The sequence below is a fragment of the Oceanicaulis sp. genome (assembly GCF_965284345.1).
In the GTDB taxonomy this organism is placed as follows: Bacteria; Pseudomonadota; Alphaproteobacteria; order Caulobacterales; family Maricaulaceae; genus Oceanicaulis; species Oceanicaulis alexandrii_A.
In genome coordinates this window covers 86,943-112,499 of sequence record NZ_OZ260073.1, presented here as the reverse complement: position 1 = coordinate 112,499, position 25,557 = coordinate 86,943, and the positions used below count along the sequence as shown (strand labels likewise).

23 protein-coding genes are annotated in these 25,557 nt (G+C 61.6%); 13 read left to right on the top strand and 10 right to left on the bottom strand.

Annotated elements, in window-relative coordinates:
- Window position 1: 1 nt before the first annotated feature.
- The 8 genes from ACQ66J_RS00555 to ACQ66J_RS00520 all read left to right on the top strand — a co-directional run bounded on the left by ACQ66J_RS00555 (window position 2) and on the right by ACQ66J_RS00520 (window position 5,168).
- The gene (locus ACQ66J_RS00555; RefSeq protein ID WP_430430038.1) at window positions 2-319 is read left to right on the top strand and encodes a hypothetical protein; all 318 of its coding nucleotides are present in this window, start codon (window positions 2-4) and stop codon (window positions 317-319) included.
- Window positions 312-446 carry a hypothetical protein gene (locus tag ACQ66J_RS00550; RefSeq protein ID WP_430430036.1) on the top strand — a complete coding sequence of 45 codons (135 nt, stop codon included), beginning with the start codon at window positions 312-314 and terminating at the stop codon, window positions 444-446. Before ACQ66J_RS00555 ends, ACQ66J_RS00550 begins: the two co-directional genes overlap by 8 nt.
- A 103-nt stretch (window positions 447-549) precedes the next feature.
- Window positions 550-1,314 (top strand): Fe-S cluster assembly ATPase SufC, encoded by a 765-nt coding sequence (sufC, locus tag ACQ66J_RS00545; protein ID WP_375548917.1) that lies wholly within the window; start codon window positions 550-552, stop codon window positions 1,312-1,314.
- Window positions 1,314-2,411 carry a Fe-S cluster assembly protein SufD gene (gene sufD / locus ACQ66J_RS00540; protein WP_375548918.1) on the top strand — a complete coding sequence of 366 codons (1,098 nt, stop codon included), beginning with the start codon at window positions 1,314-1,316 and terminating at the stop codon, window positions 2,409-2,411. Before sufC ends, sufD begins: the two co-directional genes overlap by 1 nt.
- Window positions 2,411-3,655 carry a cysteine desulfurase gene (locus ACQ66J_RS00535; protein WP_430430034.1) on the top strand — a complete coding sequence of 415 codons (1,245 nt, stop codon included), beginning with the start codon at window positions 2,411-2,413 and terminating at the stop codon, window positions 3,653-3,655. The genes sufD and ACQ66J_RS00535 overlap by 1 nt, the downstream gene beginning before the upstream one ends.
- Before the next feature lie 47 nt (window positions 3,656-3,702).
- Entirely contained in the window at window positions 3,703-4,116 is a 414-nt protein-coding gene (locus ACQ66J_RS00530) for an SUF system Fe-S cluster assembly protein (RefSeq protein ID WP_430432211.1), read from the top strand.
- Window positions 4,117-4,126: 10 nt separating this feature from the next.
- The gene (locus tag ACQ66J_RS00525; RefSeq protein ID WP_375548921.1) at window positions 4,127-4,486 is read left to right on the top strand and encodes a HesB/IscA family protein; all 360 of its coding nucleotides are present in this window, start codon (window positions 4,127-4,129) and stop codon (window positions 4,484-4,486) included.
- Between the two features lie 76 nt (window positions 4,487-4,562).
- The gene (locus ACQ66J_RS00520) at window positions 4,563-5,168 is read left to right on the top strand and encodes a glutathione S-transferase (RefSeq protein ID WP_430430031.1); all 606 of its coding nucleotides are present in this window, start codon (window positions 4,563-4,565) and stop codon (window positions 5,166-5,168) included.
- Here the strand turns inward: ACQ66J_RS00520 and ACQ66J_RS00515 are convergent.
- From ACQ66J_RS00515 to ACQ66J_RS00495, 5 genes are all read right to left on the bottom strand, one after another.
- Complete coding sequence (locus ACQ66J_RS00515; RefSeq protein ID WP_430430029.1) at window positions 5,165-5,878, bottom strand: TMEM175 family protein; 714 nt, start codon at window positions 5,876-5,878, stop codon at window positions 5,165-5,167. The two genes, ACQ66J_RS00520 and ACQ66J_RS00515, sit on opposite strands and share 4 nt — an antisense overlap.
- An 81-nt stretch (window positions 5,879-5,959) precedes the next feature.
- Window positions 5,960-7,021, bottom strand: a complete 1,062-nt coding sequence (locus ACQ66J_RS00510; protein WP_375548924.1) for a GGDEF domain-containing protein — start codon at window positions 7,019-7,021, stop codon at window positions 5,960-5,962.
- 95 nt (window positions 7,022-7,116) lie between these two features.
- A complete protein-coding gene (locus tag ACQ66J_RS00505; RefSeq protein ID WP_375548925.1) occupies window positions 7,117-8,625 on the bottom strand; it encodes a DEAD/DEAH box helicase in 1,509 nt (502 codons plus the stop codon).
- Window positions 8,626-8,797: 172 nt separating this feature from the next.
- Window positions 8,798-10,072: an amidohydrolase family protein gene (locus ACQ66J_RS00500; protein WP_430430026.1), complete on the bottom strand. Its 1,275-nt coding sequence runs from the start codon at window positions 10,070-10,072 to the stop codon at window positions 8,798-8,800.
- Window positions 10,072-11,499 (bottom strand): amidohydrolase, encoded by a 1,428-nt coding sequence (locus ACQ66J_RS00495; RefSeq protein ID WP_430430024.1) that lies wholly within the window; start codon window positions 11,497-11,499, stop codon window positions 10,072-10,074. The genes ACQ66J_RS00500 and ACQ66J_RS00495 overlap by 1 nt, the downstream gene beginning before the upstream one ends.
- Before the next feature lie 92 nt (window positions 11,500-11,591).
- Here ACQ66J_RS00495 and ACQ66J_RS00490 point away from each other — a divergent pair, with 92 nt between their 5' ends.
- Window positions 11,592-11,891, top strand: coding sequence for a hypothetical protein (locus ACQ66J_RS00490; RefSeq protein WP_430430023.1), 300 nt, complete (start codon window positions 11,592-11,594; stop codon window positions 11,889-11,891).
- Between the two features lie 30 nt (window positions 11,892-11,921).
- On the opposite strand, the gene parE is transcribed toward ACQ66J_RS00490, so the two are convergent.
- Complete coding sequence (parE, locus tag ACQ66J_RS00485; RefSeq protein WP_430430021.1) at window positions 11,922-14,090, bottom strand: DNA topoisomerase IV subunit B; 2,169 nt, start codon at window positions 14,088-14,090, stop codon at window positions 11,922-11,924.
- A gap of 86 nt (window positions 14,091-14,176) precedes the next feature.
- On the opposite strand from parE, the gene ACQ66J_RS00480 reads away from it, so the two are divergent.
- Entirely contained in the window at window positions 14,177-14,581 is a 405-nt protein-coding gene (locus ACQ66J_RS00480) for an ACT domain-containing protein (RefSeq protein WP_430430019.1), read from the top strand.
- Here ACQ66J_RS00480 and ACQ66J_RS00475 read toward each other — a convergent pair.
- The 4 genes from ACQ66J_RS00475 to ACQ66J_RS00460 form a co-directional block, all read right to left on the bottom strand.
- Complete coding sequence (locus ACQ66J_RS00475) at window positions 14,578-15,186, bottom strand: hypothetical protein (protein ID WP_430430017.1); 609 nt, start codon at window positions 15,184-15,186, stop codon at window positions 14,578-14,580. The genes ACQ66J_RS00480 and ACQ66J_RS00475 overlap by 4 nt on opposite strands.
- A 404-nt stretch (window positions 15,187-15,590) precedes the next feature.
- A complete protein-coding gene (locus ACQ66J_RS00470) occupies window positions 15,591-18,938 on the bottom strand; it encodes an autotransporter outer membrane beta-barrel domain-containing protein (RefSeq protein WP_430430016.1) in 3,348 nt (1,115 codons plus the stop codon).
- Between the two features lie 210 nt (window positions 18,939-19,148).
- Window positions 19,149-20,555: a type I glutamate--ammonia ligase gene (gene glnA, locus ACQ66J_RS00465; RefSeq protein WP_375548933.1), complete on the bottom strand. Its 1,407-nt coding sequence runs from the start codon at window positions 20,553-20,555 to the stop codon at window positions 19,149-19,151.
- Window positions 20,556-20,608: 53 nt separating this feature from the next.
- Window positions 20,609-20,947 (bottom strand): P-II family nitrogen regulator, encoded by a 339-nt coding sequence (locus tag ACQ66J_RS00460; protein WP_022699639.1) that lies wholly within the window; start codon window positions 20,945-20,947, stop codon window positions 20,609-20,611.
- Window positions 20,948-21,096: 149 nt separating this feature from the next.
- On the opposite strand from ACQ66J_RS00460, the gene ACQ66J_RS00455 reads away from it, so the two are divergent.
- The 3 genes from ACQ66J_RS00455 (at window position 21,097) to ACQ66J_RS00445 (ending at window position 25,537) form a co-directional block, all read left to right on the top strand.
- On the top strand, window positions 21,097-22,629 hold the full coding sequence (locus tag ACQ66J_RS00455; protein ID WP_430430013.1) for an NAD(P)H-hydrate dehydratase: 1,533 nt from the start codon (window positions 21,097-21,099) through the stop codon (window positions 22,627-22,629).
- A gap of 67 nt (window positions 22,630-22,696) precedes the next feature.
- Window positions 22,697-24,982 (top strand): NADP-dependent malic enzyme, encoded by a 2,286-nt coding sequence (locus tag ACQ66J_RS00450; RefSeq protein ID WP_430430011.1) that lies wholly within the window; start codon window positions 22,697-22,699, stop codon window positions 24,980-24,982.
- A gap of 57 nt (window positions 24,983-25,039) precedes the next feature.
- Window positions 25,040-25,537 (top strand): hypothetical protein, encoded by a 498-nt coding sequence (locus ACQ66J_RS00445; RefSeq protein WP_430430009.1) that lies wholly within the window; start codon window positions 25,040-25,042, stop codon window positions 25,535-25,537.
- Window positions 25,538-25,557 lie beyond the last annotated feature (20 nt).

The following is a 25,557-nucleotide window of genomic DNA, read 5'->3' as shown; positions in this document are numbered from 1 at the left end:
GATGACCCAGTACTGGTTCGCACGTCGCCGCGCTGAAGATATCGGCAAGCCCGCCTTCAAGGGGCGCTTCTACCCCATGGTCTGGCAAGGCTGGGCCGTGGTCGGCGTGTTTCTGGGCGCGATGGCTCTGGGCGTGCTTTTGTTGTTTGAAAGCGCGCGGCTCGGGGCGGGTCTGGTGATGAGCCTGATCCCCTTCATCATGCTGACCGCCTTTGGCGCGGGCGTGATCATGCTGGCCACCGTCAGCAAGGGCGATCCGGACCATACCGTGGCGCAATACCGGGCTGGCGAAGTCGGAAAGGGGCGCGGGCATGTCTGAGCGCACGCTGATCTTTACCGGCGCGATCACGGCGCTCGCCGACTGCGTGCTGACGCCCGGCCCTGCGTTTGACGCAGCGGGCCTTGATGCGAACGCCCTTCTGACCGCTTGCGAGGCGGCGCTCTAGGACGAGATGAAATCGCGCCTGCCTCAGGGCGAGCGCCCAAGACGAATAAGGGTTCGAGCCGGCCTCCCTCTCATGCGCCGGTGAGACGATAAGGAAGACGACCATGTTGGTGATTGACGATCTCAAAGCGCGTGTGGATGCGGAAGACGGCGACGGCCGTGAAATTCTCAAAGGCGTCAGCCTGAAAGTCCCGGCGGGTGAAGTTCACGCCATCATGGGACCCAATGGCTGCGGCAAGTCCACATTGTCTTACGTGCTCTCTGGCCGCGATGGGTATGAGATCACCGGCGGCTCCATGAGCTTTGAGGGTCAGGACCTCGCCGATATGGAGCCTGAAGAGCGCGCCGCGGCGGGCGTTTTCCTGTCCTTCCAGTATCCGGTCGAGATCCCGGGCGTGCCGACCCTGACCTTTGTGAAGGAAGCGCTGAACGCGCAAAAGCGTCTGCGTGGCGAAGAAGAAGTGCCGGCCCCGGCCTTCATGAAGCTGGCGCGCGAAGCCGCCGCTCAGCTGAGCATCAGCAATGACATGCTCAAGCGCCCGGTGAATGTGGGCTTTTCGGGCGGTGAGAAGAAGCGCATGGAGATTTTCCAGGCGCTGATGCTGCAGCCGAAATTCCTGATCCTGGACGAGACTGATTCCGGGCTCGACATCGACGCGCTGAAAGTCGTGGCCGACGGCGTCAACGCCCTGCGCAATGAAGAGCGCGGCATGTTGGTGATCACCCACTATCAGCGCCTGCTCGATTATCTCAAGCCGGACGTTGTGCATGTTATGGCCGCAGGCCGCATCCAGGAGACCGGCGGGCCGGAGCTGGCGCACAAGCTCGAAAAAGAAGGCTATGACAAATACGCAGGCGAGGCGGCGTAATGGGTGCGGCTGTCAAACTCACCGATATGGAGACGGCGCTGATTGATCAGCTGCCGCAAGATGCGCCCCTGCGCGCGCTCCTCTCCGAACAGGGCCTGCCCCATCGCCGCGTGGAAGAGTGGAAATGGACCGATCTGCGCACGGTCGTAGGCAAGTTGCCTGCGGAGCCAGGCGTTCTGACCTTCACCATTACGCGTGAGCCTGACGCCTGGGCCGAGCAGGATGAGGAGCCGGGCCTGCTCATGCCGCGCCTCGCCTCGGCCTTGGGTGAGGACATCCAGGTCTATACGCTGGAAGACGGCGAGCGCCTGGAGCTGGGCGTTGAAGCGACCAAAGGCTTCGCCCATCAGCAGGTTCTGGTGCTGGTGCCCGAAGGCGTGAAGGCGGAGCTGATTGAAAGCTATGCGGTTGAAGCGGGCGGGTTCGCCAATCTGACGCTGGTGATCGTCGTGATGCCGGGCGCTGTGCTGGACCGGATCATCGAGCAGGACGCGTCGCCGGATGCGGCCCTGGTCGTCACCAGCCTGATTGATCTGGCGCCAGGCGCGACATTGAACCAGACCACGTTGGGCTTCGGCGCCAAGCTGGCGCGGCTTGAAACTCATGTGAACCATGCCGGCGAAGGCGCAGAGCTTCAGCTCGACGGCGCCTATGTGCTGAGCGACGGCCTGCATCTCGATCAGACCTCTGTGGTGCGCCATGTGGGCCCGAACGGCGGAACGAACGAGCTGTTCAAGGGCGCGGCGGCCAAGGGCGGCAAGGGCGTGTTCCAGGGTAAGATCCATGTGGAGCAGGCGGCGCAGAAAACCGACGCCCAGATGCAGCATCGTGGATTGCTGCTGGACGACAAAGCCGAGATCGACGCCAAGCCCGAACTTGAAATCTACGCGGATGACGTGGTCTGCGCCCATGGCAACGCCTTTGGCGCCTTGGACGAAGACGCGTTGTTCTACATGCGCCAGCGCGGCCTGCCGGATGCGAAAGCGCGCGCGCTTCTGACGCAAAGCTTTCTGGCTGAGCCGATCGAACGGATTCGTGACGAGGATGACCGCGAGCGCCTGATGACGCGCTTGCTGTCGGCGCTGGAGGCGCTCTGATGTCAGCTGAACTCAAACAACCTGTGAGCGGTCTGGATGTGGTGCATGTGCGCGCCCAGTTCCCGATCCTCAGCCGTGAAGTGAACGGCAAGCCGCTGGTCTATCTCGACAGCGCGGCGTCGGCGCAAAAGCCCGAGGCGGTGATCGAGGCGGTCGCTGACGTGTGGCGTCATTCCTACGCCAATGTGCATCGCGGGCTGCATACGCTGGCCAACGAAGCGACTGAAGCCTTTGAAGCCAGCCGGGGCAAGATGGCGCGCTTTCTGGGCGCGGATCATGCCGACCAGATCGTCTTCACGCGCGGCGCCACGGAAGCGATCAATCTGGTCGCGGACAGCTTTGGCGCGACGCTGGTCGAGGGCGATGAGATCATCCTCAGCCAGATGGAGCACCATTCCAATATCGTGCCCTGGCATTTCCTGCGTGAACGCAAGGGCGTGGTGCTCAAATGGGCGCCGGTGACGGATGATGGCGCGCTGGACATGGACGCGTTTGATGCGCTCGTGACCGAACGCACCAAGCTGGTCGCCATCACCCATATGTCCAATGTCATGGGCACAATTTCACCGATTGAAACAATCGTTCAGAAGGCCCATGCCGTCGGCGCCGCCGTGCTGGTGGACGGCTCTCAGGGCGCGGTTCACATGCCGGTCGACGTCAAGGCGCTCGGGTGTGACTTCTACGTGGTGACCGGCCACAAGCTCTACGGCCCCAATGGCGCCGGCGCGCTCTATGCGGCGGGGGACTGGCTGGACCGGTTGCGCCCGTATCAGGGCGGCGGCGAGATGATCGCGGAAGTGCGCGAGGACGGCGTGGTGTACGCCGACGTGCCGCACAAGTTTGAAGCCGGCACGCCGGTGATCGCCGAGGTCATCGGCCTGGGCGCGGCGCTGGACTGGATGTGCGGTCTCGACCGGATCGCTTTGATGGAGCATGAGCGCCAGCTGATGGACCGGTTCGAGGCGGGGCTCGCCGAGTTTGATGGCGCGACCATTTACGGCCGCACTCAAGACAAGGGCGCCATCACCTCGTTCAGTCTTGAGGGCGCGCACCCGCATGATCTGGCGCAGCTCATGGACAAGTATGGCGTCGCCGTGCGTGCGGGCCATCACTGCGCCCATCCGCTGATGCAGCGCTTTGGCGTTCCGGGCACCCTGCGCGCCAGCTTCGCCGCCTACAACACCGAATCTGATGTGGATGCGGCGCTTGAGGCGTTGCGAAAAGCCAAGAGCTTTCTCATCTAGAGAGTATGACGAGCATGGATACTGACAACAAAAGCTCTGAGCGTGACATGATGGATCTGGGCGCCGCCCCGTCCATGACCTTGGACGCGCCGACTTCGGCTGAACCGGAATCGTCGGCAGACGCCGCGTCGGATCAGGACATTCCGCAAGAAGAGATCGAACGCATCACCCATGATGTGATCGAGGCCCTGAAAACCGTGTTTGACCCGGAAATCCCGGTCGACATCTATGAGCTGGGTCTGATCTACCAGGTTGATCTGGAGCCAGATCACAGCCTGAAGGTCGAGATGACCCTGACGGCGCCGGGCTGTCCGGTCGCCGGTGAAATGCCCGGCTGGGTGCGCGACGCCTGCGAGACCGTCAAAGGCGTCGAGCGCGCCGATGTAACCTTGACGTTTGACCCGCCCTGGACGCCGGACCGTATGTCTGACGAAGCCAAGCTGACGCTGAACATGTTTTAAGGAGCCGATCATGGCCCGACACAGACCCAAAGCCGTCACCCTGACCGAAGCCGCCGCTGAGCGCGTCAAAAAACTGATGGCGGATCGCGGCGCCGGCTATCTGCGCGTCGGCGTCAAAAACGGCGGCTGCGCCGGCATGGAATACGTGATGGATTACGTGTCCGAGCCAGATTTGCTGGATGAGCGGGTCGAGGACCAAGGCGTGGAAATCGTCGTGGATTCCAAATCCCTGCTCTTCATGCTGGGCGCGCAGATTGACTATGAAATCACGCCCTTGCACGCCAAATTCGTGTTTCGAAACCCCAATGAAACCGACGCCTGCGGTTGTGGTGAGAGTGTGACTCTGGCGCCCGCACAGCTTAGCGATTAGTCCGGCGCCTGCATCCTCCACTTGCCTTTCAACGGGCAGCGCGGCCACATGCCGATCCCAATAGAGGACTGGCGCTGTGAAACTGTATGTCTCTCCCACTTCGCCCTATGCGCGTAAATGCCGGGCGCTGATCATCGAGAAAAGCCTCGAGCGCAAGATTGAAGTGATCGACTGCGATCCGCGCAGTGATCCTGAAGCGCTCCTCGCCATCAATCCGTTGGGCAAGGTCCCCGCGCTTGATCGTGATGGCGCGCCAGCCTTGATGGACTCGCCTCTGATCTGTGAGTTCATCGACAGCATGGATGACGAGAACTGGATTCCGCGCCGCGGTGAGAGCCGGATCCTGGTCATGCGACAGCAGGCCCTGGCGGACGGGCTGATCGACCTGACCATTGGTCGCCGGATCGAGATGCAGCGTGACGCCGACAAGCAATGGGATTTCTGGTCAGAGCGTTGGGAACGCGGGGTGCGGCGCACTCTGGACGCGTTAAATCAGGGACGCGCGCAATATGAGCGCTCGGTGGATTTGGGCGCGCTCAGCGTCGCCATCGCACTTCATTATCTGGACCTGAGATTTGCTGAGTTGAACTGGCGCGAACACTATCCTGAACTCGCGGCTTTTGCGGCTCGTTGGGATCAGCGCGCCAGTTTCGAACAGACCCGCCCGCCATCTGGGGCTTAAGTCTCCTCTGGCTTTAGTCGCGATTCAGCGCGCATACCGCATACCCAGGCCACCAGACCCATCAAACTGTAGGCCATGCCGACAAAGGGCGACAGGGCGGTGGGCAAAGCGAATGCGCACGCAATGATCAGGACCGACAACGCCAGAACGCCTATTGCAAACTCCACCTCATAGCGGGTGTAGACGCGTTCGCGCGTATTGAGGCCGATTTCGTCGGCATGCCGAAGGGCATGGGCGTAGAGCAAAGCGAACAGACCAAACACCGCGGCGAAAAAGCCGCCATAGATCAAATATAGCCATTTGATTTGTGCAAAGGTGAGGACGTTGCTTGGTGGAGACTCGGCCGAGAAACCACCCGTGTATAGCTTCACGACGAACTCTGTCATGAACATCAGTGGATAGATGTAAGCCAATAGAAGAAATAGCAGAACGGCGTTGAGTGTGCTCACCACCGAGTCTTGCAGATCATATCGGCGGAAAAAGACGTGGTGAGTTCGCCAGAGAAAAATGATCAGCCCAAAGCAGGCCGCCAGAGACAAGGCGTCGCGCCATAGCCCGGTGAGTTCATCGAACGATTGAGGGATGGACTGGGTGGCGGCGAGAGCCAGGACAAGCGCAAACACGATGTCAGAGAGGTTTTCAATGCGCGAGACATCCATCCCGCGCCATTGAAAGTTCTTTTCGCCACGTAATTTGTAAGATCGAGACATGCCCAAAACTCGCCTGTTGAATTGGCGAGAGCATGCATCAATCACGATAAACGGGATAGCTGACAGATGTCAGAGCGCGGTTCAGGCGGCGGCGATACCTTGCCGATTGGGTAGCGCGTCACCATCCATCGTAACGCGATTACGACCGTTTTGCTTGGACTTGTACAGATTGGCGTCACAGCGCTCGATCAGGCATTCCACCACTTCAGACGGTCTGAACTGGGAGACGCCCATGGAAATCGTGATATTGCCCAGGTCCTCATTCGTGGACTTGCGCAATAAGCGTTTGCTTTCCACGACGTTACGGATTTTCTCCGCGATCGCTTTTGCGTCTTCAAGTGACGTATTGGGCATGACGATGCCAAACTCTTCACCGCCATAACGGGCGACTACGTGATGATCGGACGCATAGCGCGCCAGGCAGGCGGAGACGAAGCGGATGATCTGGTCGCCGGTCTGGTGACCCCAAGTGTCGTTGAAGCGCTTGAAATGGTCGATATCACACAGCACCAGTGAGAAGGGCGTGCCGTTCAGGTCTGCATCCCGGCGCGATTTGCGCATGGATTCGTCAAAGCGTTTGCGATTGGCGATGCCGGTCAGAGCATCAGTCATGGCTTCTTCGCGCACTTTTTCGAGATTGCTGCGAAGCTGATTAACTTCCTGACTGGTCTCCTGAAGGCGGCGTTCCAGATCACGGGACCGGCGCTGCATGCGCGCTGTCGCTGCGACTAGGCCTTCAACCATCTGTTTGATTCCAGTGGCGTCTGTCACCTTGTCCAGTCGGCCCGTGGCGCCAGCGAGTTCCGCGCCATAGGCGGCGGTGTCGCGTTCAGCGTCCTGCAGGGTTTGAACGACGGAGCCCAGCTCGCGGCTCATCGCGCCGCCCGCATCCAGAACTGCGCTCTGGATGCGTTTGAAGCTGAAATGCGTGTCGTAGAGGTCTTCTAGAAGCTCAGAAGACAAAGGTTGGTCGCGGTCAATATGGCTTTGAATAACAGTGCATAATTCAGGAATGGTGTCAGACACGTATGCCGTAAAGACCGCATAGTTATGCGGCGTGGGCACAAGTCCGAGACTCGCCATCAAATCCAGCGCCTTGCGCCCGATTTCGATCCCTTCAGCAGCGTGTAGACGACCGTTCAAAGCATACCCCTGACCTTGGACCGCTATTGAGCGGTTCTTGGCGGGAAGTATGGCCTCCGAATCAAAAGATCGGGTAAACGCAGACTATTTTTTGCCTAGGGAAAGGCGGGACGAAGCAAAAATTCTGGAACATGGTCGCCAAAACCAACCGGTGAGGTGTCCCGCTCATGACGGTCCTGTCGCGACGAACGGTCTTGCCGAGAGGAGCGTTGTGACCGCGAAGAACGCTCTCTGGGCGCCGCACGCTCTGTGCTCTGAGGCTCTTCATGGGCGCGCGCTTCAACCGGGGCCTCCGCCATGGCGGGCGCGTCTTCGGACGCCGCCATATCAGGGGATTCAGAGGCGTCGGCCTTCGCTTTGCTGGCGTCGGGTTTATTGCGCGAGCGCGACCGACGGCGAGGCTTGGGCTTGTCTTCACTGGCCGCTTCAGACGAGGCAGGCTCTGCGGTGGGCGTGCTGGGCGCTGGTGTGGCGGCGGCGCCGTCGAGCTTGAGCTCTTCAGGTTCTTTGCCAATCAGCTTGACGACCTTGGCGAGGGCCTTGGCGTCTTCAGCGGAGACCAAGGTCACCGCTTCGCCTTTCAGACCGGCGCGGCCGGTACGTCCGATGCGGTGGACGTAATCGTCGGCGTTGCGCGGAATGTCCACGTTGAACACATGGCTGACAGCGGGAATGTCGAGACCGCGTGCGGCCACGTCAGACGCGACCAGCAAGCGCAACTCGCCCGATTTGAAGTCGGCCAGGGTTTTGGTGCGCTGGCTCTGATCGAGATCGCCATGGATCGGGGCGGCGGAGAAGCCGTGACGCTGCAGCGATCGGGCGACCACATCCACATCGCGCTTGCGATTGCAGAAGATGATGCCGTTCTTCACCGTGTCGCGGTTGATGGCGTCGCGCAGGGCTTCGCGCTTGGTGCGCGCCTGATTGTCAGACACCCGGAGAATGTACTGGGTGATCAGTTCTGCGGTTTGCGCCGGACGCGCCACCTCAACCCGAACCGGGTCGTTGAGGAAGTTATCGACCAGATGCTTGATCTCCGACGGCATGGTGGCCGAGAAGAACAAGGTCTGACGCCGCGGCGGCAGCAGTTTGAGAATGCGCTCGATATCTGGGATGAAGCCCATATCCAGCATGCGGTCGGCTTCGTCGATGACCAGAATGTCGACGCCGGTCAGCAACAGGCCGCCGCGTTCGAAATGGTCCAGAAGCCGTCCTGGCGTGGCGATCAGGATGTCGGCGCCCTGATCGAGAATGCGTTTTTGCGGTTCAAAAGAGACGCCGCCGATCAGGAGCGCCATGTTGAGCTTGTGGTTCTTGGCGTAGAGCTTGACGTTATCGGCCACCTGCGCCGCCAGCTCGCGCGTGGGCGCCAGCACCAGAGAGCGCGGCATGCGGGCGCGGGCGCGGCCGCGCGACAGGCGCTCGATCATGGGCAGGGTGAAGGATGCGGTCTTGCCGGTGCCGGTCTGGGCGATGCCCAGCACGTCGCGTCCTGTGAGCGCAACGGGAATAGCGCCCTCCTGGATCGGGGTGGGCTTTTCGTAACCAGCGTCAGCAATAGCTGAAAGGAGTGCGGGGCTCAGCCCGAGGTCTTCAAACGTCATGCGCCTCTGAAGTCGCTAAATCGGCCAAGATCGGGGTCGATCTCGTCTTACCGGCGCCGATCATTCCGGCGCATCTGCGTGGCGCGAACATAAAAGGCCGGCGCGCGCTGTCAACGCGGCCGGCCCTTTTCTGTGTCTAAATCGCCCTGGTGTGGCGTTTTAGGGACGCGATCTAGTGCTCATAGGCGTAGGCGTGATCATCCGTCACCTCGGCGTAACGGTCCCGCAGACGCGTCTGGCGGGTCTCAAGGCTTTGAGTTTCGCCATTGATCAGCACGTGAGTCGGCGCGCTCATCACTTCAAGCGGATCACCGTCCCAGACCACCACGTCCGCCACATAACCCGTGGCAAGGGCGCCATACTGGTCGCCGACGCCGTAGATTTCAGCCGGCGTCAGGGTGATCGCGCGGAAAGCATCATCCCAGTCCGCCCCGTGCGCGACGGCGATGCCGGCGTGCTGGGCCAGAAGGCGCGGGTTGAAGTACAAATCCGAACCGACCGTGGTGTAGGCCAGCTGGACGCCTGCGGCATGCATGATCGCCGCGCCTTCATTGGTGGAGGCGAGGGTGTCGAAGCTGTCAGGCAGGTTGCGCATCGGGTCATAGATAACCGGGATGTCCGCCGCCGCCAGATCATCAGCCACCAGATGCGCTTCCGCGCCGCCGGCGATGATGATGGTGATGGCGGGGTATTGCGCGGCGAAGGCGATGGCGCGGCGGATATCCGCCGCCCGGTCCATGATCATCACCAGCGGCATTTCCCCCCGCACCGCGCCGACGAGCGCGGCTGCGTCATAGCGGTCAATGGCGTCGCCTTCATGGTGAGACATGAAGCGACCGGGATAAAACCGGGCGTCCTCGATGGCGGCGCGCAGGAAGGCCCAGGCCGCCGTGCGGGAGCCGCCAGCCGTGCGGGCGCCGGACTGGGACATGTCCACCAGCATGAACTGACGCGTGGCGAACAGGCTGTCCGGTTCGCCGCTGGCGTCGGCCAGGGCGCCGCGTCCAGCCAGAATAGCCGACCCGGTATTGGGGTGCACCGCGAAGCGGGTCACGCCCTCGATCCGGGTGGAATCGATATGGGTGCCTGACGGATTGAAGCCGTCCGCCACATCGATCGCCGCGGTGAAGCTTGAGTCGTCCGCCGCATCGTCATGGGTGGAGGGCTCGGCGCCCACCTCGATCAGTCCCAGCTGGGTGTGCGGGTGGAACAGGCCCGGCGTGATCCAGCCGCCCTGGGCGTCGATGACGGTCACGGACTCATCTTGAAATTCGCCGGACTCGCCGACGGATACGATGACGCCGTCACGAACGACCACTGCCCCGTTCTCAATCACGCCTAGGCTGGTATTGGTCACCACGCGGCCATTGTGGATCAGTGTCGTTTGTGCGCTGGCGGGGGCCATGACGGCGGCGGCCAGCATTAAGGATGTCAGGAGCTTTTTCATTAGTAGTCTCCTTCACCGGGCTGACCCAGCATGAAGTCGCGAATGGTGCGACGTTCGGGATCAGCGCGGTCGTACATGAGCGCGCCGTCAATGTAGACAGTGTCCGCCAAGGCATAGCTGGAGAAGGGGTGATCGGACCACAGCACGATGTCGGCGCGTTTGCCTGCCTCGATAGAGCCGGTCTCTTCGAAAATGCCGAGCGCACGGGCCGGCGCGGAGGTGAACCAGCTCACCGCCTCCGCATCTGAGATGTCCAGACCCATCCGGCGTCCATCAGAAAGCGCCTTGGCCACTTCATGGTTGAGGCGTTGAATCCCAAGATCACTGTCGGAGTGGATCATCGCGCATGCGCCGCCTGCATGGGTGAGCGGCAGGTTCTCGCGAATGGAGTCATAGGCTTCCATCTTAAAGCCGCCCCAGTCCGCCCACACCGCCGCACAGGTGTTGTGCTCGGCCAGGATGTCGGGGACTTTGTAGGCTTCCACGGCGTGGTGGAAGGTGGTGACCTGATAGCCGAACTCGTCGGCCATATCGAGGATCTGCACCATCTCGTCCGCGCGGTAGCAGTGCATCTGCACCAGGATTTCGCCGTCGAGCACGCCCATCAGCGTGTCCAGTTCCAGATTGCGCGTGGGCGGGTTGGCGTCTTCGCCGTTTTCAGCCGCTTCCCAGTATTCGTTCCAGGAGCGGCGATACTCAGCGGCGCGCTGCCAAGCTTCACGATAGCCCGCTACATTGCCCATGCGAGACCCAGGAGCGCGGCCCTGATTGCCGTAAACACGCTTGGGGTTTTCACCGCACGCCATTTTCAGCGTGTAGGGCGCGTCGGGGAATTTCATACCTTGCACCGAGCGCGAGGGCACATTGCGTAAGGTGACGCCGCGTCCGCCAAAGAGGTTCGCCGAACCCGGCAGCACGTGAAGCGTGGTCACGCCCGCCGCCAGCGCGGTGTCAAATCCGGGGTCTTGCGGCCAGACGCCATGCTCGGCCCAGACTTCAGCCGTGACAGGGCCGGTGACTTCATTGCCGTCAGAGTGGGCGTTCACGGCCGGCGAAGGATACACGCCCAGATGCGAGTGAATATCCACAACGCCAGGCGTGATATAGCGGCCATCCGCGTTGATCACGCTCGCGCCCTCAGGCGCCTGCAGCCCCTGGCCGATCGCGGCGATGCGGCCGTTCTCGATCAGAATGTCGGTGTTTTCCAGCTCGCCGCCGACGCCGTCAAACACGGTCGCGCCGGTGATCAGGGTTACGCCGGACGGAATAGGCTCATACGTGCTGGGAAACGGATTGGTCTCATAGCGGACGACATCGACATCGCCGCTGGATCCCGAACTGGACCCGGTTTCTGACGAGCACGCGGCGAGGCCGAACACGGACAGAGCCGCAATCGACGCGCCAAGCGCTTTGAGTGTTCTGTGCACGGAAGTCTCCCCTTATTGTCGCGTCATTTGCGAGACGCGGATCGCATAGCGCGCAGACTGGCTCAATTCCAGGGGCTGAGGGAAGGGGTTACTTGATAACGCCGGGTGGGCGCAGGAGCAGAAAAACCAGCCTTGAAGCGTTAGACGAGGTCTCTTTTGCCGGTGACCATGCGGACGGCGCACTGCACGGCAAGACGGGCTCCGGCCCTGTTGAGCTGGGCGATATAGAGGGCCGGTTTGAAGGCTGGTATGTGGGCTATCTGGTCCGCGAAGACCGCGCGCCCATCGTCTTCGCCCTGCACGCAGAAGCATCAAGTTTTGGCGGCCTTCGCACCTTCAGACGCGAGATGGCCGAGCGTCTATTGAGCGATGTCACGGCGCAAATTGAATAAGCTGAATGGATGGCCTGTGGGCGTCTGGGATCAGACGTCCACATCCTCCACGAAGGGCGCATGATCCTGAATAAACTGGAAGCGCAGTTCGGGCTTCTTGCCCATCAGGGTCTCCACCAGCGCATCTGCGCTTTCGCGCATCTCAGGCGTCACCACGACACGGGCCAGCGAGCGGCTTTCCCGGAGCATGGTGGTGGATTTCAGCTGAGGCGGGGTCATCTCGCCCAGACCTTTAAACCGGCCGACCTCGACCTTGCCTTTCTTGAAGGCGGTCTCCAGCAGGCGATCTTTTTCCGCGTCATCCTGAGCGTAGAGCGTCTTGCCGCCCTGGGTCAGGCGATAGAGCGGCGGCTGGGCCATGAACAGGCGGCCTGATTCAATGAGACCGGGCAGGAATTTATAAAAGAAGGTCGCCAGCAGGGCCGCGATATGGGCGCCGTCCACATCGGCGTCACACATGATGATCACGCGCTCATAGCGCAGATCTTCAAGATCAAACTTCCGGCCCGGCTGTACGCCCAAGGCCAGCAACAGGTCCGAGATTTCCTGGTTCGCCGCGATCTTGTCAGCTGTGGCCGAGGCGACGTTCAGGATCTTGCCGCGCAGGGGCAGAATGGCTTGGGTTTTCCGGTCGCGCGCCTGTTTTGCGGACCCGCCTGCGGAATCGCCCTCCACCAGGAACAGTTCAGCGCCTTCGGCGGAGTTTTGCGAACAGTCGGCCAGCTTGCCCGGCAGGCGCAACTTGCGCGTTGCAGACTGTCGTTTGACCTCTTTTTCGCGCTTGCGCTTTAGGCGGTCCTCGGCGCGCTCCACAGCCCATTCCACCAGGCGAGCGGCGTCTTTGGGACGGCCGGCGAGCCAGTGGTCGAACTGGTCGCGAATGGCCTGCTCCACCAGACGTCCGGCCTCGGCGGTTGACAGCCGGTCCTTGGTCTGGCCTTGAAACTCGGGATCCTTGATGAAGACCGAGACCAGAATGCCCGCGCCGCCCATCACGTCGTCGGCGGTGATCTGAGCGGCTTTTTTCACATTGGCCAGCTCGCCATAGGCGCGCAGCCCTTTAGACAGCGCGGCGCGCAGGCCTTGTTCATGGGTGCCGCCCATAGGGGTGGGCACCGTGTTGCAATAGCTTTGGCAGAAGCTGTCATCGGGGCCGAAGCCGTTCTCGGAAAAGGCGACCGCCCATTCCACGGCGCCCATACGGCCGTCTCGCTCCACCCGTCCTGCGAACTGTTCGGTGACGAGCGACGAATTGGGCGTCAGCTCGGTCAGACGGTCAGCAAGCCCGCCAGGGAAGGCGAGAGTGGTTTCGGCCGGAATTTCGGTGCCTTCGACCAGGGTTTCGGGGCATTTCCACCGAATCTGGACGCCGCGGCGCAAGAAGGCCTTGGCGCGCGCCATGTTGAAAATGCGCGGTGCTTTCAAGACAGCGCGCGGGCCGAAAATCTCAGCATCGGGTTTGAACCGTACTGTGGTGCCGCGGCGATTGGGGGCGGCGCCCACTTTCTCCACCGGACCTTGCGGCAGACCGCGTGCAAAGGTCTGACGCCAGAGCGTCTTATCGCGCGCGACTTCCACCTCGACCCGTTCAGACAACGCGTTCACCACAGAAATGCCGACGCCATGCAGGCCGCCGGCGGTCTGGTACGCCTTGTCAGAGAACTTGCCGCCGGCGTGCAGCGTGGTCATCACCACTTCCAGCGCGGATTTGTCGGGGAATTTCGGGTGCGGATCGACCGGAATGCCGCGGCCATTATCGCTGACCGAGACATAGCCGTCCTCATCCATGATGACTTCGATGCGGTCGGCGTGCCCCGCCACCGCTTCGTCCATGGAGTTGTCGAGGATTTCCGCGAACAGGTGATGAAGCGCGCGCTCATCGGTGCCGCCGATATACATGCCGGGGCGTTTGCGGACCGGCTCCAGCCCTTCCAGAACCTCGATCGAGGAGGCGTCATACCCCTTGTTCTCAGCGGACGCCGCAGGCGGCGGGCTGGCGGGTTTGGGGGCAGGCTTGGGCGCTGGTTTGTGCGCAGCTGCTACGGGATCGGGCTTGGGCGAGGGCGAGCTGGGCGGCTCAGAAACCGGCGCTGACTTGGGCGCAGGAGCAGGCGCCGTCTCGCGCGGGGCGGACGGCGTCGCGGGCCCTCTGGGCGCCGACGGAGCGGAAAACAGATCGTCTTGCGAATCATCAGCCATCACATCGTAATCTGCCCCAGCGTCGGCCCATCGTGTAGTGGGAGGACGCAGCCCGTGCCGCAATGCCATGTGGAAAGTTGATCGTCATGCAGCCTATCACCGATCTCGACGTATTGGTGCGTCAATTAAGTCCAAGGCTTGACCCAGAGCGCTACGCCTATGCCGCACTGCCACGGTCGCAGACGCCGGACGCGCTATCACCCATCGCGGTCTTTGAAGAGGCGGAAGGGCGTTCGGTGATCGCGCCGCTCAAGCGACTAAAAGACCAAGGAATTGAACCCGTCTTCATCTGCCGCCGCATCATTCTTGAAGTGAACTCGGCGCTGGAGGCAGTGGGGCTGACGGCGGCGGTCAGTCAGGCGCTTGCGGAGGCGGGCGTCAGCGCCAATATCGTCGCTGCGCTTCACCATGACCATGTGTTCGTCCCCGAAGACCGAGCGGGCGAATCGTTGAGCGTGCTCAAACGGCTTTCAGACCGTCACAGCGCCTAGAAGAACGGGATCAATCTGCGCCCGAGCCGTCGTTCGCAGCGGCTGATCTGGTTGTCGTATCGGGCCGCATCGGTCTGGACAGTGCGCGCGGCGCGCAAAAGCCAGTCCTTGTTGCGATAGGTGCGCCGGTTATACCCGCCATGCCCCTCATGATAGGCGAGATAGAGCGAATACGGGTCATTGAGAGAAATCCCGGACAGGCGTTGGGATTTGTTGGCGTACCAGCCGATGAAATCCACGGCGTCGCCGAAATCGTTCCGGTCAGCGCCACGCCGTCCCGTGTCTTCGCGATACCAGTCCCAGGTGCCGTCCAGCGCTTGGGCGTAGCCAAACGCCGAAGAGGGGCGTGCGCCGGGAATGACGCCCAGCAAGCGTCGCCTCGCCGGGCGTGCATTGCGGTTGAAGCTTGATTCTTTTTTCAGGAAGGCGAGCTGGGTTCCTGGCGAAACGCCCCAGCGACGCTCGGTGCGCTGCAGATCGCGCCACCAGCTACGATTGTCTTCCAGGATCAGGCAGGCGTCATGGACCTGATCAGGCGGCCCTGAGGCGCAACCCGACAGCAGCACAAGGCCCAGAACGCCTATGATGAATGACCTGATGACCATGATCACAGTCTCGCCGGACACGGTTAACCAGCGATGAAACGCGCCCGCAGCTTTAGCGAGGATCGACCGAGCGGAGACGAGGGAGACCAGGGCTCTGACCCGAACCTCCCGGTTCGCAAGGCCAAAGGCCGCCCGCAGCTTTAGCGAGGATCGACCGAGCGGAGACGAGGGAGACCAGGGCTCTAGTCCGAACCTCCCGGTTCGCAAGGCCAAAGGCCGCCCGCAGCTTTAGCGAGGATCGCCTGAGCGAAGCGAGGGGGACCTGGAAAAAAAAGGGCCGACGCGCCTGCGTCGCACGCGCCGACCCATGTCTCCGCCGTCAATGCATGGGGTCAGGACAGGAAGACGAAAGAGTCTTACCCGATTCCCCTGACGCGTGCAATTGGGCTATGTGCGGTTGTCCCTTAGAAGGTCAGGCGGATGACCAACCGGGCGACATGGCGTACGAAATCATCTCGGATATCAGCGTCATACGCAAAGGTGAAGGTGGAATAGTCCGACCCTGCGCTAAACCCGAATCCGACCAGCGCGCCCGTATTGGAGAGCTGCTGGGAGCGCAGGGTGAACGGATTACCGTCCTGGCCGAACTGCGCCGTGGTCTCACCGCCCGAGCTGGAGAATTCACCGCGATAGCCGACACGGATCGAGGGCGCCCACCAGGACACGTCCGTTCCGAAGCGGCGTGCCAGGGTCAAGGTGCCTGACCCCAGGACGATCGAGGAATCACGGTCATCCACCGTAAGCGCGAGGCCGCTGATCGCATCGGCGTTGCTGCCGGATGTGGTCTCGGTGTAGCCGCTTTCAAACAGGGACAGATAGGTCACAGCCGCTTCAGGACGCAGCACCCACTCGCCGAAGGCGAAATCACGACCGGCCTGAAGGCTTCCGGTGGCGTGCCAGCCGCTCCAGTCGGCGTTGGTCAGGGCGCTGAAATCACCAATTCGGATTTCACGGTCGATTTCAAAATAGTCATAGCCAAGGCCGATATTGCCCGAGATATCAAATCCGCCGAGATCTATCGCAGCATAGCCGCCGATCTGGCCTGTCATCGACACCATAGGCTGGTCAAAGCCGTTGGTTTCTTCGATCTCGCTTGCGGCGCCCACAAGCTGAACGCCCACGGCGTAGAACGGCCCCACCGGGCGATCCAGACCGATGGCGAGGCCGACGCCCTGACCGCGATAGCCCGAGCCGAGAGCAGAGCCGGAGCGGTCAGCATAATAGCCAAATTCCTGAATCCACACGCCCGCCAGATTGTCAGGTGCGAGACGCGCATTGCTCAGGCGTCCCTGCAGCGCGCCCGCCGCCGCATCGTTGGAGGCGAGGGCGAACTGGATCGCGCTGGCGGCGTATTCAGGCAGCAGTTGATCGTATGCGCCGTAAAACTGCTCGGCGCTGCGCAGGCTCGCAAAGGCCGCGCCCAGGGTTTCAACGGTTTCGAAAGCGGCGAGGGCTTCGTCATAGGCCGCGGCCTGATTGGCGTGCATGCCCAGTTCATCCGCCGTCTTGAGCTGGAGCGTCAGGACGATCTTGTTTTCGTCTTGGGAGGAGCGTTCCAAAGACACATTGTACAAGAAAGGGGACTCAGTCGTGGTCAACGTGCCGTCTGCATCGGCCAGCGTCAGATCGCCGGCTGAAACGATGTCGAAGTCGCCGCCCTGACCGATCATGTTGGCCAGCCCCACGGACAGGGAAGAGCCTTCTTCAAAAGTGACGTCGCCGGAAGCGTCCAAAAAGGCGTTGGACCGATCAGCGGTGTCGATGGTGACTTCCAGAACGCCGCCATTGCGGAACACGGCGTCGCGCAGGGCCAGGGCGTCGGTGCCGGTCAGACCGATCTGACCATTGGTGACGTCGAGCACAAGATCGCCGTCCGCATCGCTCAACGCGCCGTCCAGCGTGGCGTTCTCGATGATCAGGACATCCGACCCCAGGCCGAAAGCAATGTCGCCATTCACGGAGCCCGCAAGGATTTGGACGTTGTCATCGCCATCGCCCAGCAAGATGTCGCCATTGATGACGGGGGCGTTCAACGCCTCGCCGTCATCGTCAAAGCCTTGCTCCTGAATAATGCTCAGGCCGCCATTGTTGTTGCGGGCGTCTACAGCGATCAGATCGATGTCGTCAGCGGAAAAGGCGTCGTCGATGCTGCTGATGAATGACGAGATTACGCCTGTATTCCGGAGTTCTTCGAGGCTGTCATCATTGGAGCGAATCGCGACGGCGCTCTGCCCGCCGCGGACGAGTGACGCGGAGATGGTCGCCGCTTCATTCAGGATGCTGCGGATCTGAGAGTTCTCATCAAGATCAATCGCGACGGCTTCACCAGAGCCATAGGCATCGTCGGCGAAACCATCCTCGGCATGGCCGAGCACCGAAGAGGCGCGGATGGCGCCGGTATTTTGCAGCGTGTCCGCCTGAGCGCCTTCACCAAAGTGCATGGCGACAGCACGACCGTCATATGCGGTGGCGGTGACTGAGCCGACATTCGACAATCCATCAGCGCCCAGGATCACGGAACGCAACACGCCGTTGTCATTGCGTCCAACCACAAGAAACGCTGTCACGTCTTTGCCGTCAAAAACGCCATTATTGCTGATGGCGCCTTCGTTCACGACGCCGAAGCCGAGCTGGTCGCCATCATCGTCATCATCGGTGCGGTCGCTGGTGTAATCGTCAGGCAGAGACACTTCGCCGATCACAACATCTCCGGAACCGTCTTCATCGGGACGAATTTCCAGACCCGCGCCGCCGCCGGTGTAGGCTTGGATCGTGCCGGCTGAAGAGATGAACACGCCATCTACGACCGAGCCTGCGATCAGAAAAGCAGAGCCGGAATCGAGATTGTCGGCGACATCGCCGCGCTCAGCAGCCTCCGCCTCACTTTCAAACAGAGCCATCAGGGTCTGATTGTAGCGCGTCGTGATGCGATAGCCCGAAGCCTGGATCGTGCCGTTGGCGCGAATGCCGCCTCCGACATCACCTTCAATGACGACGGCCTCGCCGCCAGGGGTGACGGCAGAGACCGTGCGAATATCAACATCACCGCTGACATCGCCTTCGAGTGAGATTGCGCGGCTGCCTTCCCCGGTGACGCCCACTGAGCCGTCGACGATGAAATCGCCGTCAAGATCCGTAACAGCCCGCACGCCGAAGCTGTTCTGTCCCTGAACACTGACTGAGCCGCTGCCCGTAATGCTCACATCGCCTGTCACCGCGTCCTGATTGGCGACCGGGTTGAAGTCGGAGTCGACCGCGCCGATGAGGAGGCCAGTCTTGTTCTGGTCCTGAGCGAAGGGGCCGTCAGCTTCCTGATCCGGATCATCCTCCTGACCGTCGAGATCTGAATCGACGAGGTCGTCGGTTCCGCTATCGGACGGGTCGTCGCTGTCATCAAGGATGATGCGGCCGTTATGCACGAAGTCGCCTTCGACGCCCGGATCCATCTGGACGCCGACCGCGCCGTCTACATTGACGGCCTCGCCGTCCGCGTCGCGATCATTGATCCGGATGATCGAACCGCTGTTCGTCGTCAGATCATTGTTGGAGTTGACGTGCACGGCGGGCCCCGGAACGCCGATCAGCGTCACGCGCCCGTTCGTGCCGATGACGATGTCATCGGCGTTGCCGGCGCCATCCGCGTCAGAAGTCTGGACCGGTTCGGTGCGTTCGTCGTTGATCGTCTCTTGCGCCCAAGTTGGCGAAGCGATGAGGGCGGTCAGGGAAACGGCGGCGAAAAGGCTGCGGCGCATGCGTCGGTCTCCGGTCAGGCGCAGGTTCACAACTTGTGAACCAAACGTGCGTCATCCCATCTTTCTAGCCCATGGTTTTGCGCACGTCGACCATTGCAAGCCCGCGCGCCGCAGCCATTTTTCGCGCTGTCCCCGAAACAGGTTCCCAAATGCGAAAGGCCGCCCCGGATATCTCCAGAGCGGCCGATCGTCATGAAATGGGGCCTGAGCCTAGACTTTGTAATACATGTCGAACTCAACCGGGTGCGGGTGATGCTCGATACGGGTCACTTCTTCCATCTTCAGATCGATATAGGCGTCGATCTGGTCATCATCCATCACGCCGCCCTTCTTGAGGAAGTCGCGATCCGCGTCGAGGGATTCGAGCGCCTGGCGCAGCGACGAGCAAACGGTCGGGATGTCCTTGAGCTCTTCAGCCGGCAGATCATAGAGATCCTTGTCCATCGCGTCGCCGGGATGGATCTGGTTCTCGATACCGTCCAGGCCCGCCATCAGCAATGAGGCGAAGGTCAGGTACGGGTTGCCGGCCGGATCGGGGAAGCGGGTTTCCAGGCGCTTGCCCTTGGCGGATGGCACGTGCGGGATGCGGATGGACGCCGAACGGTTGCGCGCTGAATAGGCGAGCAGAACCGGCGCTTCAAAGCCCGGCACGAGACGCTTGTAGGAGTTCGTCGAGGCGTTCGCGAACGCGTTGATAGCGCGGGCATGCTTGATGATGCCGCCGATATAATACAGGCAGGTGTCGGACAGGCCGGCGTATTTATCGCCTGCGAACAGCGGATTGCCGTCTTTCCAGATCGACTGGTGCACGTGCATGCCAGAGCCGTTGTCGTCATGGACGGGCTTGGGCATGAAGGTCGCGGTTTTTCCATAAACGGCGGCGACATTGTGCACGATGTACTTATAGGTCTGCATGCGGTCGGCCATCTCGGTGAGGGTGGAGAACTTCATCCCCAGCTCATGCTGCGACGGCGCCACTTCGTGGTGATGTTTTTCAGGCTGCAGGCCCAGCTCTTTCATCACCGACAGCATTTCAGAGCGCATGTCCTGAAGCGAATCGATCGGCGGGACCGGGAAATAGCCGCCCTTCGGACCGGGACGGTGGGCGAGATTGCCGCCTTCCATCTTGGCGCCGGAATTGTAAGGGCCTTCATCGGAATCCAGCGCATAGAACGTGTTGTTCTGAGCGGTGGACCAGCGCACATCGTCAAAGACGAAGAACTCAGCTTCCGGTCCGAAGAATGCTTTATCGCCAATGCCTGAGGCGGCGAGGAAGTTCTCGGCTTTTTTCGCCGTGGTGCGCGGATCGCGATTATAGGCTTCGCCTGAGTCCGGCTCCAGAATGTCGCAAACGATGGACAAAGTGGTCTGCTGGAAGAACGGGTCGATATATGCGCTGCTCGTATCGGGCATCAGCACCATGTCGGACTCGTTGATGGCCTTCCAGCCACCAATGGAAGAGCCGTCGAACATGGAGCCTTCTTCAAAGAAGTCTTCATCCACCATGTCCACGTCGAAGGTGACATGTTGCAGCTTGCCACGCGGGTCAGTGAACCGCAGATCGACAAACTCGACGTCTTCGTCCTTGATTTGCTTGAGAATCTTTTCAGCAGACATGGTAGGGTCCTTCTGGCTGGCTTTGGGTGCTGGCGGGCGTTGTCTTACGGGGGTCAGATGGCGTCGTCATCAGTCTCGCCGGTGCGGATGCGGATCGCGCCTTCCACCGGGAGAATGAAGATCTTGCCGTCGCCGATGCGCCCGGTCTGGGCGGCGGTCTGGATCGCCTCGACGGCGGCCTCGACGCGGTCATCGGGAATGACCAGTTCGATTTTGATTTTGGGCAGGAAGTCCACGACATATTCTGCGCCGCGATACAGCTCGGTATGCCCTTTTTGACGTCCGAAGCCCTTGGCTTCAGTCACGGTCAGGCCTTGCAGCCCGATTTCTTGCAGGGCTTCCTTTACGTCGTCCAGCTTGAACGGCTTTATGATCGCTTCGATTTTTTTCATTCGGGGCCTCCGCTCACCAGATGGACGCTAACCGTCGCGCCGAACGTCGCAAGTCGGAGCAAGGTCGCAGGGATGCGCAAAACCCGCATTGCTCGATTCTGCAGCGCGGATGCTCGATACTGATGCGAATTTGAAGGATGTCTGTGACCATGTCTGATCAGCCCCATGCCATCCTGACGGCTTCCGCCATGGGAGAGGCGGATTCCTTTGCGGTTTCGCAAGGGGTTTCGGGTCAGGTGTTGATGAGGAATGCGGGGGAGGCCGCCGCCCGGACCATCCTGCGAAACTGGGCGCCGCGTGAGGCGGCGGTGCTGTGCGGGCCTGGCAATAACGGTGGTGATGGCTGGATCATCGCCCAGCGATTACGTGATGAGGGCTGGCCGGTCCGTGTTTTCACGCTGGCGCAAGTCTCCGGCCTCAGCGGAGACGCCGCCTGGGCTGCGGCGGGCTGGGGCGGACCTGTTCACCCGCTTGGCGACTGCCGTCTGAGCGATCACGCCTTGATCGTTGATGCGTTATTTGGCGCAGGGTTGAACCGGCCCCTTGAGGGCGAAGCCGCACGTCTGGCGCAAGACAGCCAGGGGTATGACGGCGTGTGTGTGGCTGTGGATACGCCCAGCGGCTTGTCAGGCGATAGGGCGGCTGTACAGGGAGTGGTGTTCCGTACGGACCTGACCGTCACCTTCCATCGCTACAAGCCCGCGCATCTATTATCGCCGGGGCGCGCCTTGTGCGGGCAGGTCGTCTTGTGCGGCATTGGGATTCCGGATGGTTGGAGCAAACAGGCGACGCCCTGTGCGGCGCTGAACCATCCCGATCTGTGGCGCGTGCCGGGAGCCCGAATTGATCAAGACGCCCACAAGCACAGCCGGGGACGGCTCTGTGTGCTGGCGGGCGGGCGCGGGGCGACCGGTGCGGCGCGCCTGGCGGCCAGAGCAGGGCAGATCGGCGGAGCGGGGTTCGTCACCGTCTTGTCCGGGCAGGGCGCGCTCAATGAGATCGCGTCATCCTCTGAAAGCCTTGTGGCGCGACAGTATGAGGCTGACGCGCCGTTCGGCGACGTGCTCGAAGATCACCGCGCCAGCGCGGCCGTCATGGGGCCGGGCGCAGGGATCGGCCCGCGTTTGAAAGCGCAGGTGCGCTCCGCTTGTGGGCTCAAGATTCCGCTAGTGCTGGATGCGGACGCACTGAGCGTCTTCGAAGACGCGCCGGACGCCTTGTTTGAAAGCCTGCACGCGGACTGCGTCCTGACCCCGCATGGCGGAGAATTCGCGCGGCTTTTTCCCGATCTCACAGAGACGGCGCATGCCGGCGACAAGATCGAACGCACACGAGAGGCCGCCCGGCGCTGCGGCGCGGTGGTGGTGTTCAAGGGCGCGGACACGGTGATTGCTGCGCCGGATGGCGAGGCTTGGGTCAATGTGCATGCCAGCGCGCGTCTGGCGACGGCGGGCACGGGCGATGTCTTGGCGGGTCTGATCGGCGCGTTTCTGGCCCAGGGCGCACCGGCGCATGAGGCGGCCTGCGCGGCGGTCTATGTGCATGGCGATGCGGGACGGCGCCTGGGGCCGGGCGGCACGGCGGACACGGTGCTTGTACAATTGCCCCAAGCGCTTGACGCTGTTTCACAGGCGCAATTTCGCAAGGCGGCTCTGCAGCGATTGAACCCACACATGGTGTAGCAAGCGAGCGCGCAGACGCGTATAGCTCATTCACGACTTTCCCAGAGCAGATAGATCCATCATCGCCATGTCCGACACAGAAAAGCTTTCCTCGACCGACGCAGACGCGCTGGAATTTCACCGCGCGAGCCCGCCGGGCAAGGTGGCGATGATTCCGACCAAACCGATGGCGACCCAGCGCGATCTGGCGCTGGCCTATTCGCCAGGCGTCGCCGCGCCCGTGCGGGCCATCGCGGAGAACCCGGACGCGATTTATGATTATACGTCCAAGGGCAACACCGTGGCGGTGGTCTCCAACGGCACGGCGATCCTGGGGCTGGGCAATCTGGGCGCGGCCGCTTCAAAGCCTGTGATGGAGGGCAAGGCGGTCCTGTTCAAACGCTTTGCAGACATTGACGGCTTTGATCTGGAGATCAACTACACCGACCCTGACAAGTTCGTGGATTGCGTCGCCGGGTTCGGCGACAGCTTTGGCGGTATCAATCTTGAGGACATCAAGAGCCCGGAATGCTTCGAGATCGAGGCGCGCCTGCGCGAAAAACTCGATATCCCCGTCTTCCATGATGATCAGCACGGCACCGCGATTATCGCGGCTGCGGGTCTGATCAACGCCTGCCATCTGACAAACCGCAAGTTTGAAGACATCAAGCTGGTGCTGTGCGGCGCTGGCGCGGCGGGCCTGTCGGTGCTGGAGCTGGTGAAGTCGCTCGGCGTGCAGCACGATAATGTCACCGTGGTGGACGTGAACGGCGTGGTTCATACCGGCCGCAATGATCTTCATGACCGGCTGGCGCAACATGCCCGCGAAACGGATTTGCGCACGCTTAAAGAGGCGATGGTGGACGCGGATGTGTTCCTCGGCCTCTCGGCGGGCGGCATTGTCAGCCAGGACATGGTGAAGTCCATGGCGGCGGACCCCATTCTCTTCGCCATGGCGAACCCGACGCCGGAAATCATGCCCGACGAGGTCCGTGCGGCGCGCTCGGACGCGATCGTGGCGACGGGGCGGTCTGATTTTCCCAATCAGGTCAATAATGTGCTGGGCTTTCCTTACATTTTCCGTGGGGCGCTGGATGTGCGCGCGCGGACCATCAATGAAGAGATGAAGCTAGCCGCCGCTCGTGCACTCGCCGATCTCGCCCGTCAGGACGTGCCAGACGAGGTCTCGACCGCCAACAAGTCTGACAGCGGGTTACGCTTTGGCCGTGATTACATCATCCCGTCGCCGTTTGATCCGCGCCTGATCAGTTTCGTGCCGCCCTATGTGGCGCGAGCCGCGATCGAGACCGGCGTGGCGCGCATTTTGATCGAGGATGAAGAAAAATACCGCCAGTCGCTGGCGCGTCGTCTTGATCCGACCGCCGCCCTGCAGCAACGCGTCACCCAGGCGATCTCTGGCTCTGACAAGCGCATCGTCTTCGCTGAAGGCGAAGAGCCGAGCGTGATCCGCGCCGCTTTCGCCTTCCAGTCCCAAGGGCTGGGCAAGGCGGTGCTGGTGGCGCGCGAGGAGATCGCCCGCGCCAATATGCGCGAATTGGGATTGCCTGACGATGTGCTGGAAATCCAGAATGCGCGTCTGTCTGATCGCAACGCCGACTATGCGGACTGGCTCTACAAGCGGCTTCAGCGTCAGGGGTATCTGCGCCGCGATGTGCAGCGCCTGGTCAATAACGATCGCAACGTCTTCTCCGCCTGCATGCTCAAATTTGGCGACGCCGACGGCATGGTGACGGGCGTCACCCGCCATTTCACCAACACGATGAGCGATATTCGACTGGTGCTGGACCCGGCGCCGGGCGGGCGTGTGATCGGCCTGACCGTGGCGTTGGCGCGCGGCAAGATGCTGGTCATCGCCGATACGAACGTCACCGAATTCCCAGATTCTGACGGCTTGGCTGAGATCGCCGTCGGCGCCGCCCACGCCGCCCGCCGGTTGGGGCTCGATCCGCGTGTGGCGTTCATGAGCTATTCCACCTTCGGCAACCCGCCGGGCGAACGGACAACCAAGGTCCAGAGCGCGGTCAGCAAACTTGATAAGCTCGATCTGGATTTCGAATATGAAGGCGAGATGGCTGTCGATATCGCCCTCGATCCCAATCATCGCGACCGCTATCCGTTCTCGCGCCTCTCAGACGCGGCGAACGTTCTGGTGATGCCGGCGGTGCATTCCGCCTCCATCGCGGCGCGCTTGCTGAAATCTGCGGGTGGCGCGACGGTGATCGAAGGGCTTTTGATCGGGCTGGAGCAATCGGTTCAAGTGGCGCGCGTCGGCTCCAATGTCTCCGACATCGTCAACCTGGCGGGGCTGGCCGCCTATGATCTCAATCATACGCCATCGCAAAAAGCGACATAGCGCAGAGCTTTAATCTCTGCGCGCTAGGGTGCCCCGAAACTTTCAAGGGGGGGGCTCTTGCGTACTTTGATCAGAACACTTGCGGCATTGGGTTTTGGATGGCTCAGCTTCGGACACGCGGCTGCGCTGTCTGACGATGATCCACTACAAGACCGGGCCTGGGAGGTGGTGATCTCGTCCAGCGCGGCGGCCTATCATCAGGACTTCACGATTGAGTTCCGCTTTGTAGGCAATTGCGTCGAGATGAGCAGCTCTGATGGAGAGGTAGAGTATGAGTATTGCGCATCGCAATTTGCGCTGACCGAAGTCGGTGAAAACAGCTTCACCTACGCCTTCAGCTATGACTTTCCGTTCGCCTATATCTATCCCGTGAGCACCGGGCTTTCGACGTCGACAATCCATGAGACCGGCCGCGCGCAAGGCGAAGCCGACTGCGCCGGGTTTGATCTGATGGAGATCGGCGAGACACGGTCAGAGGTCTGCGGCTTGCCCGAGCTGTCGGTCGAACAGAGTTCGGCTCATATTCGCTACACGTCCATCACCCGTACCCAATAACAGGGCGCGGGTGCGGCTCA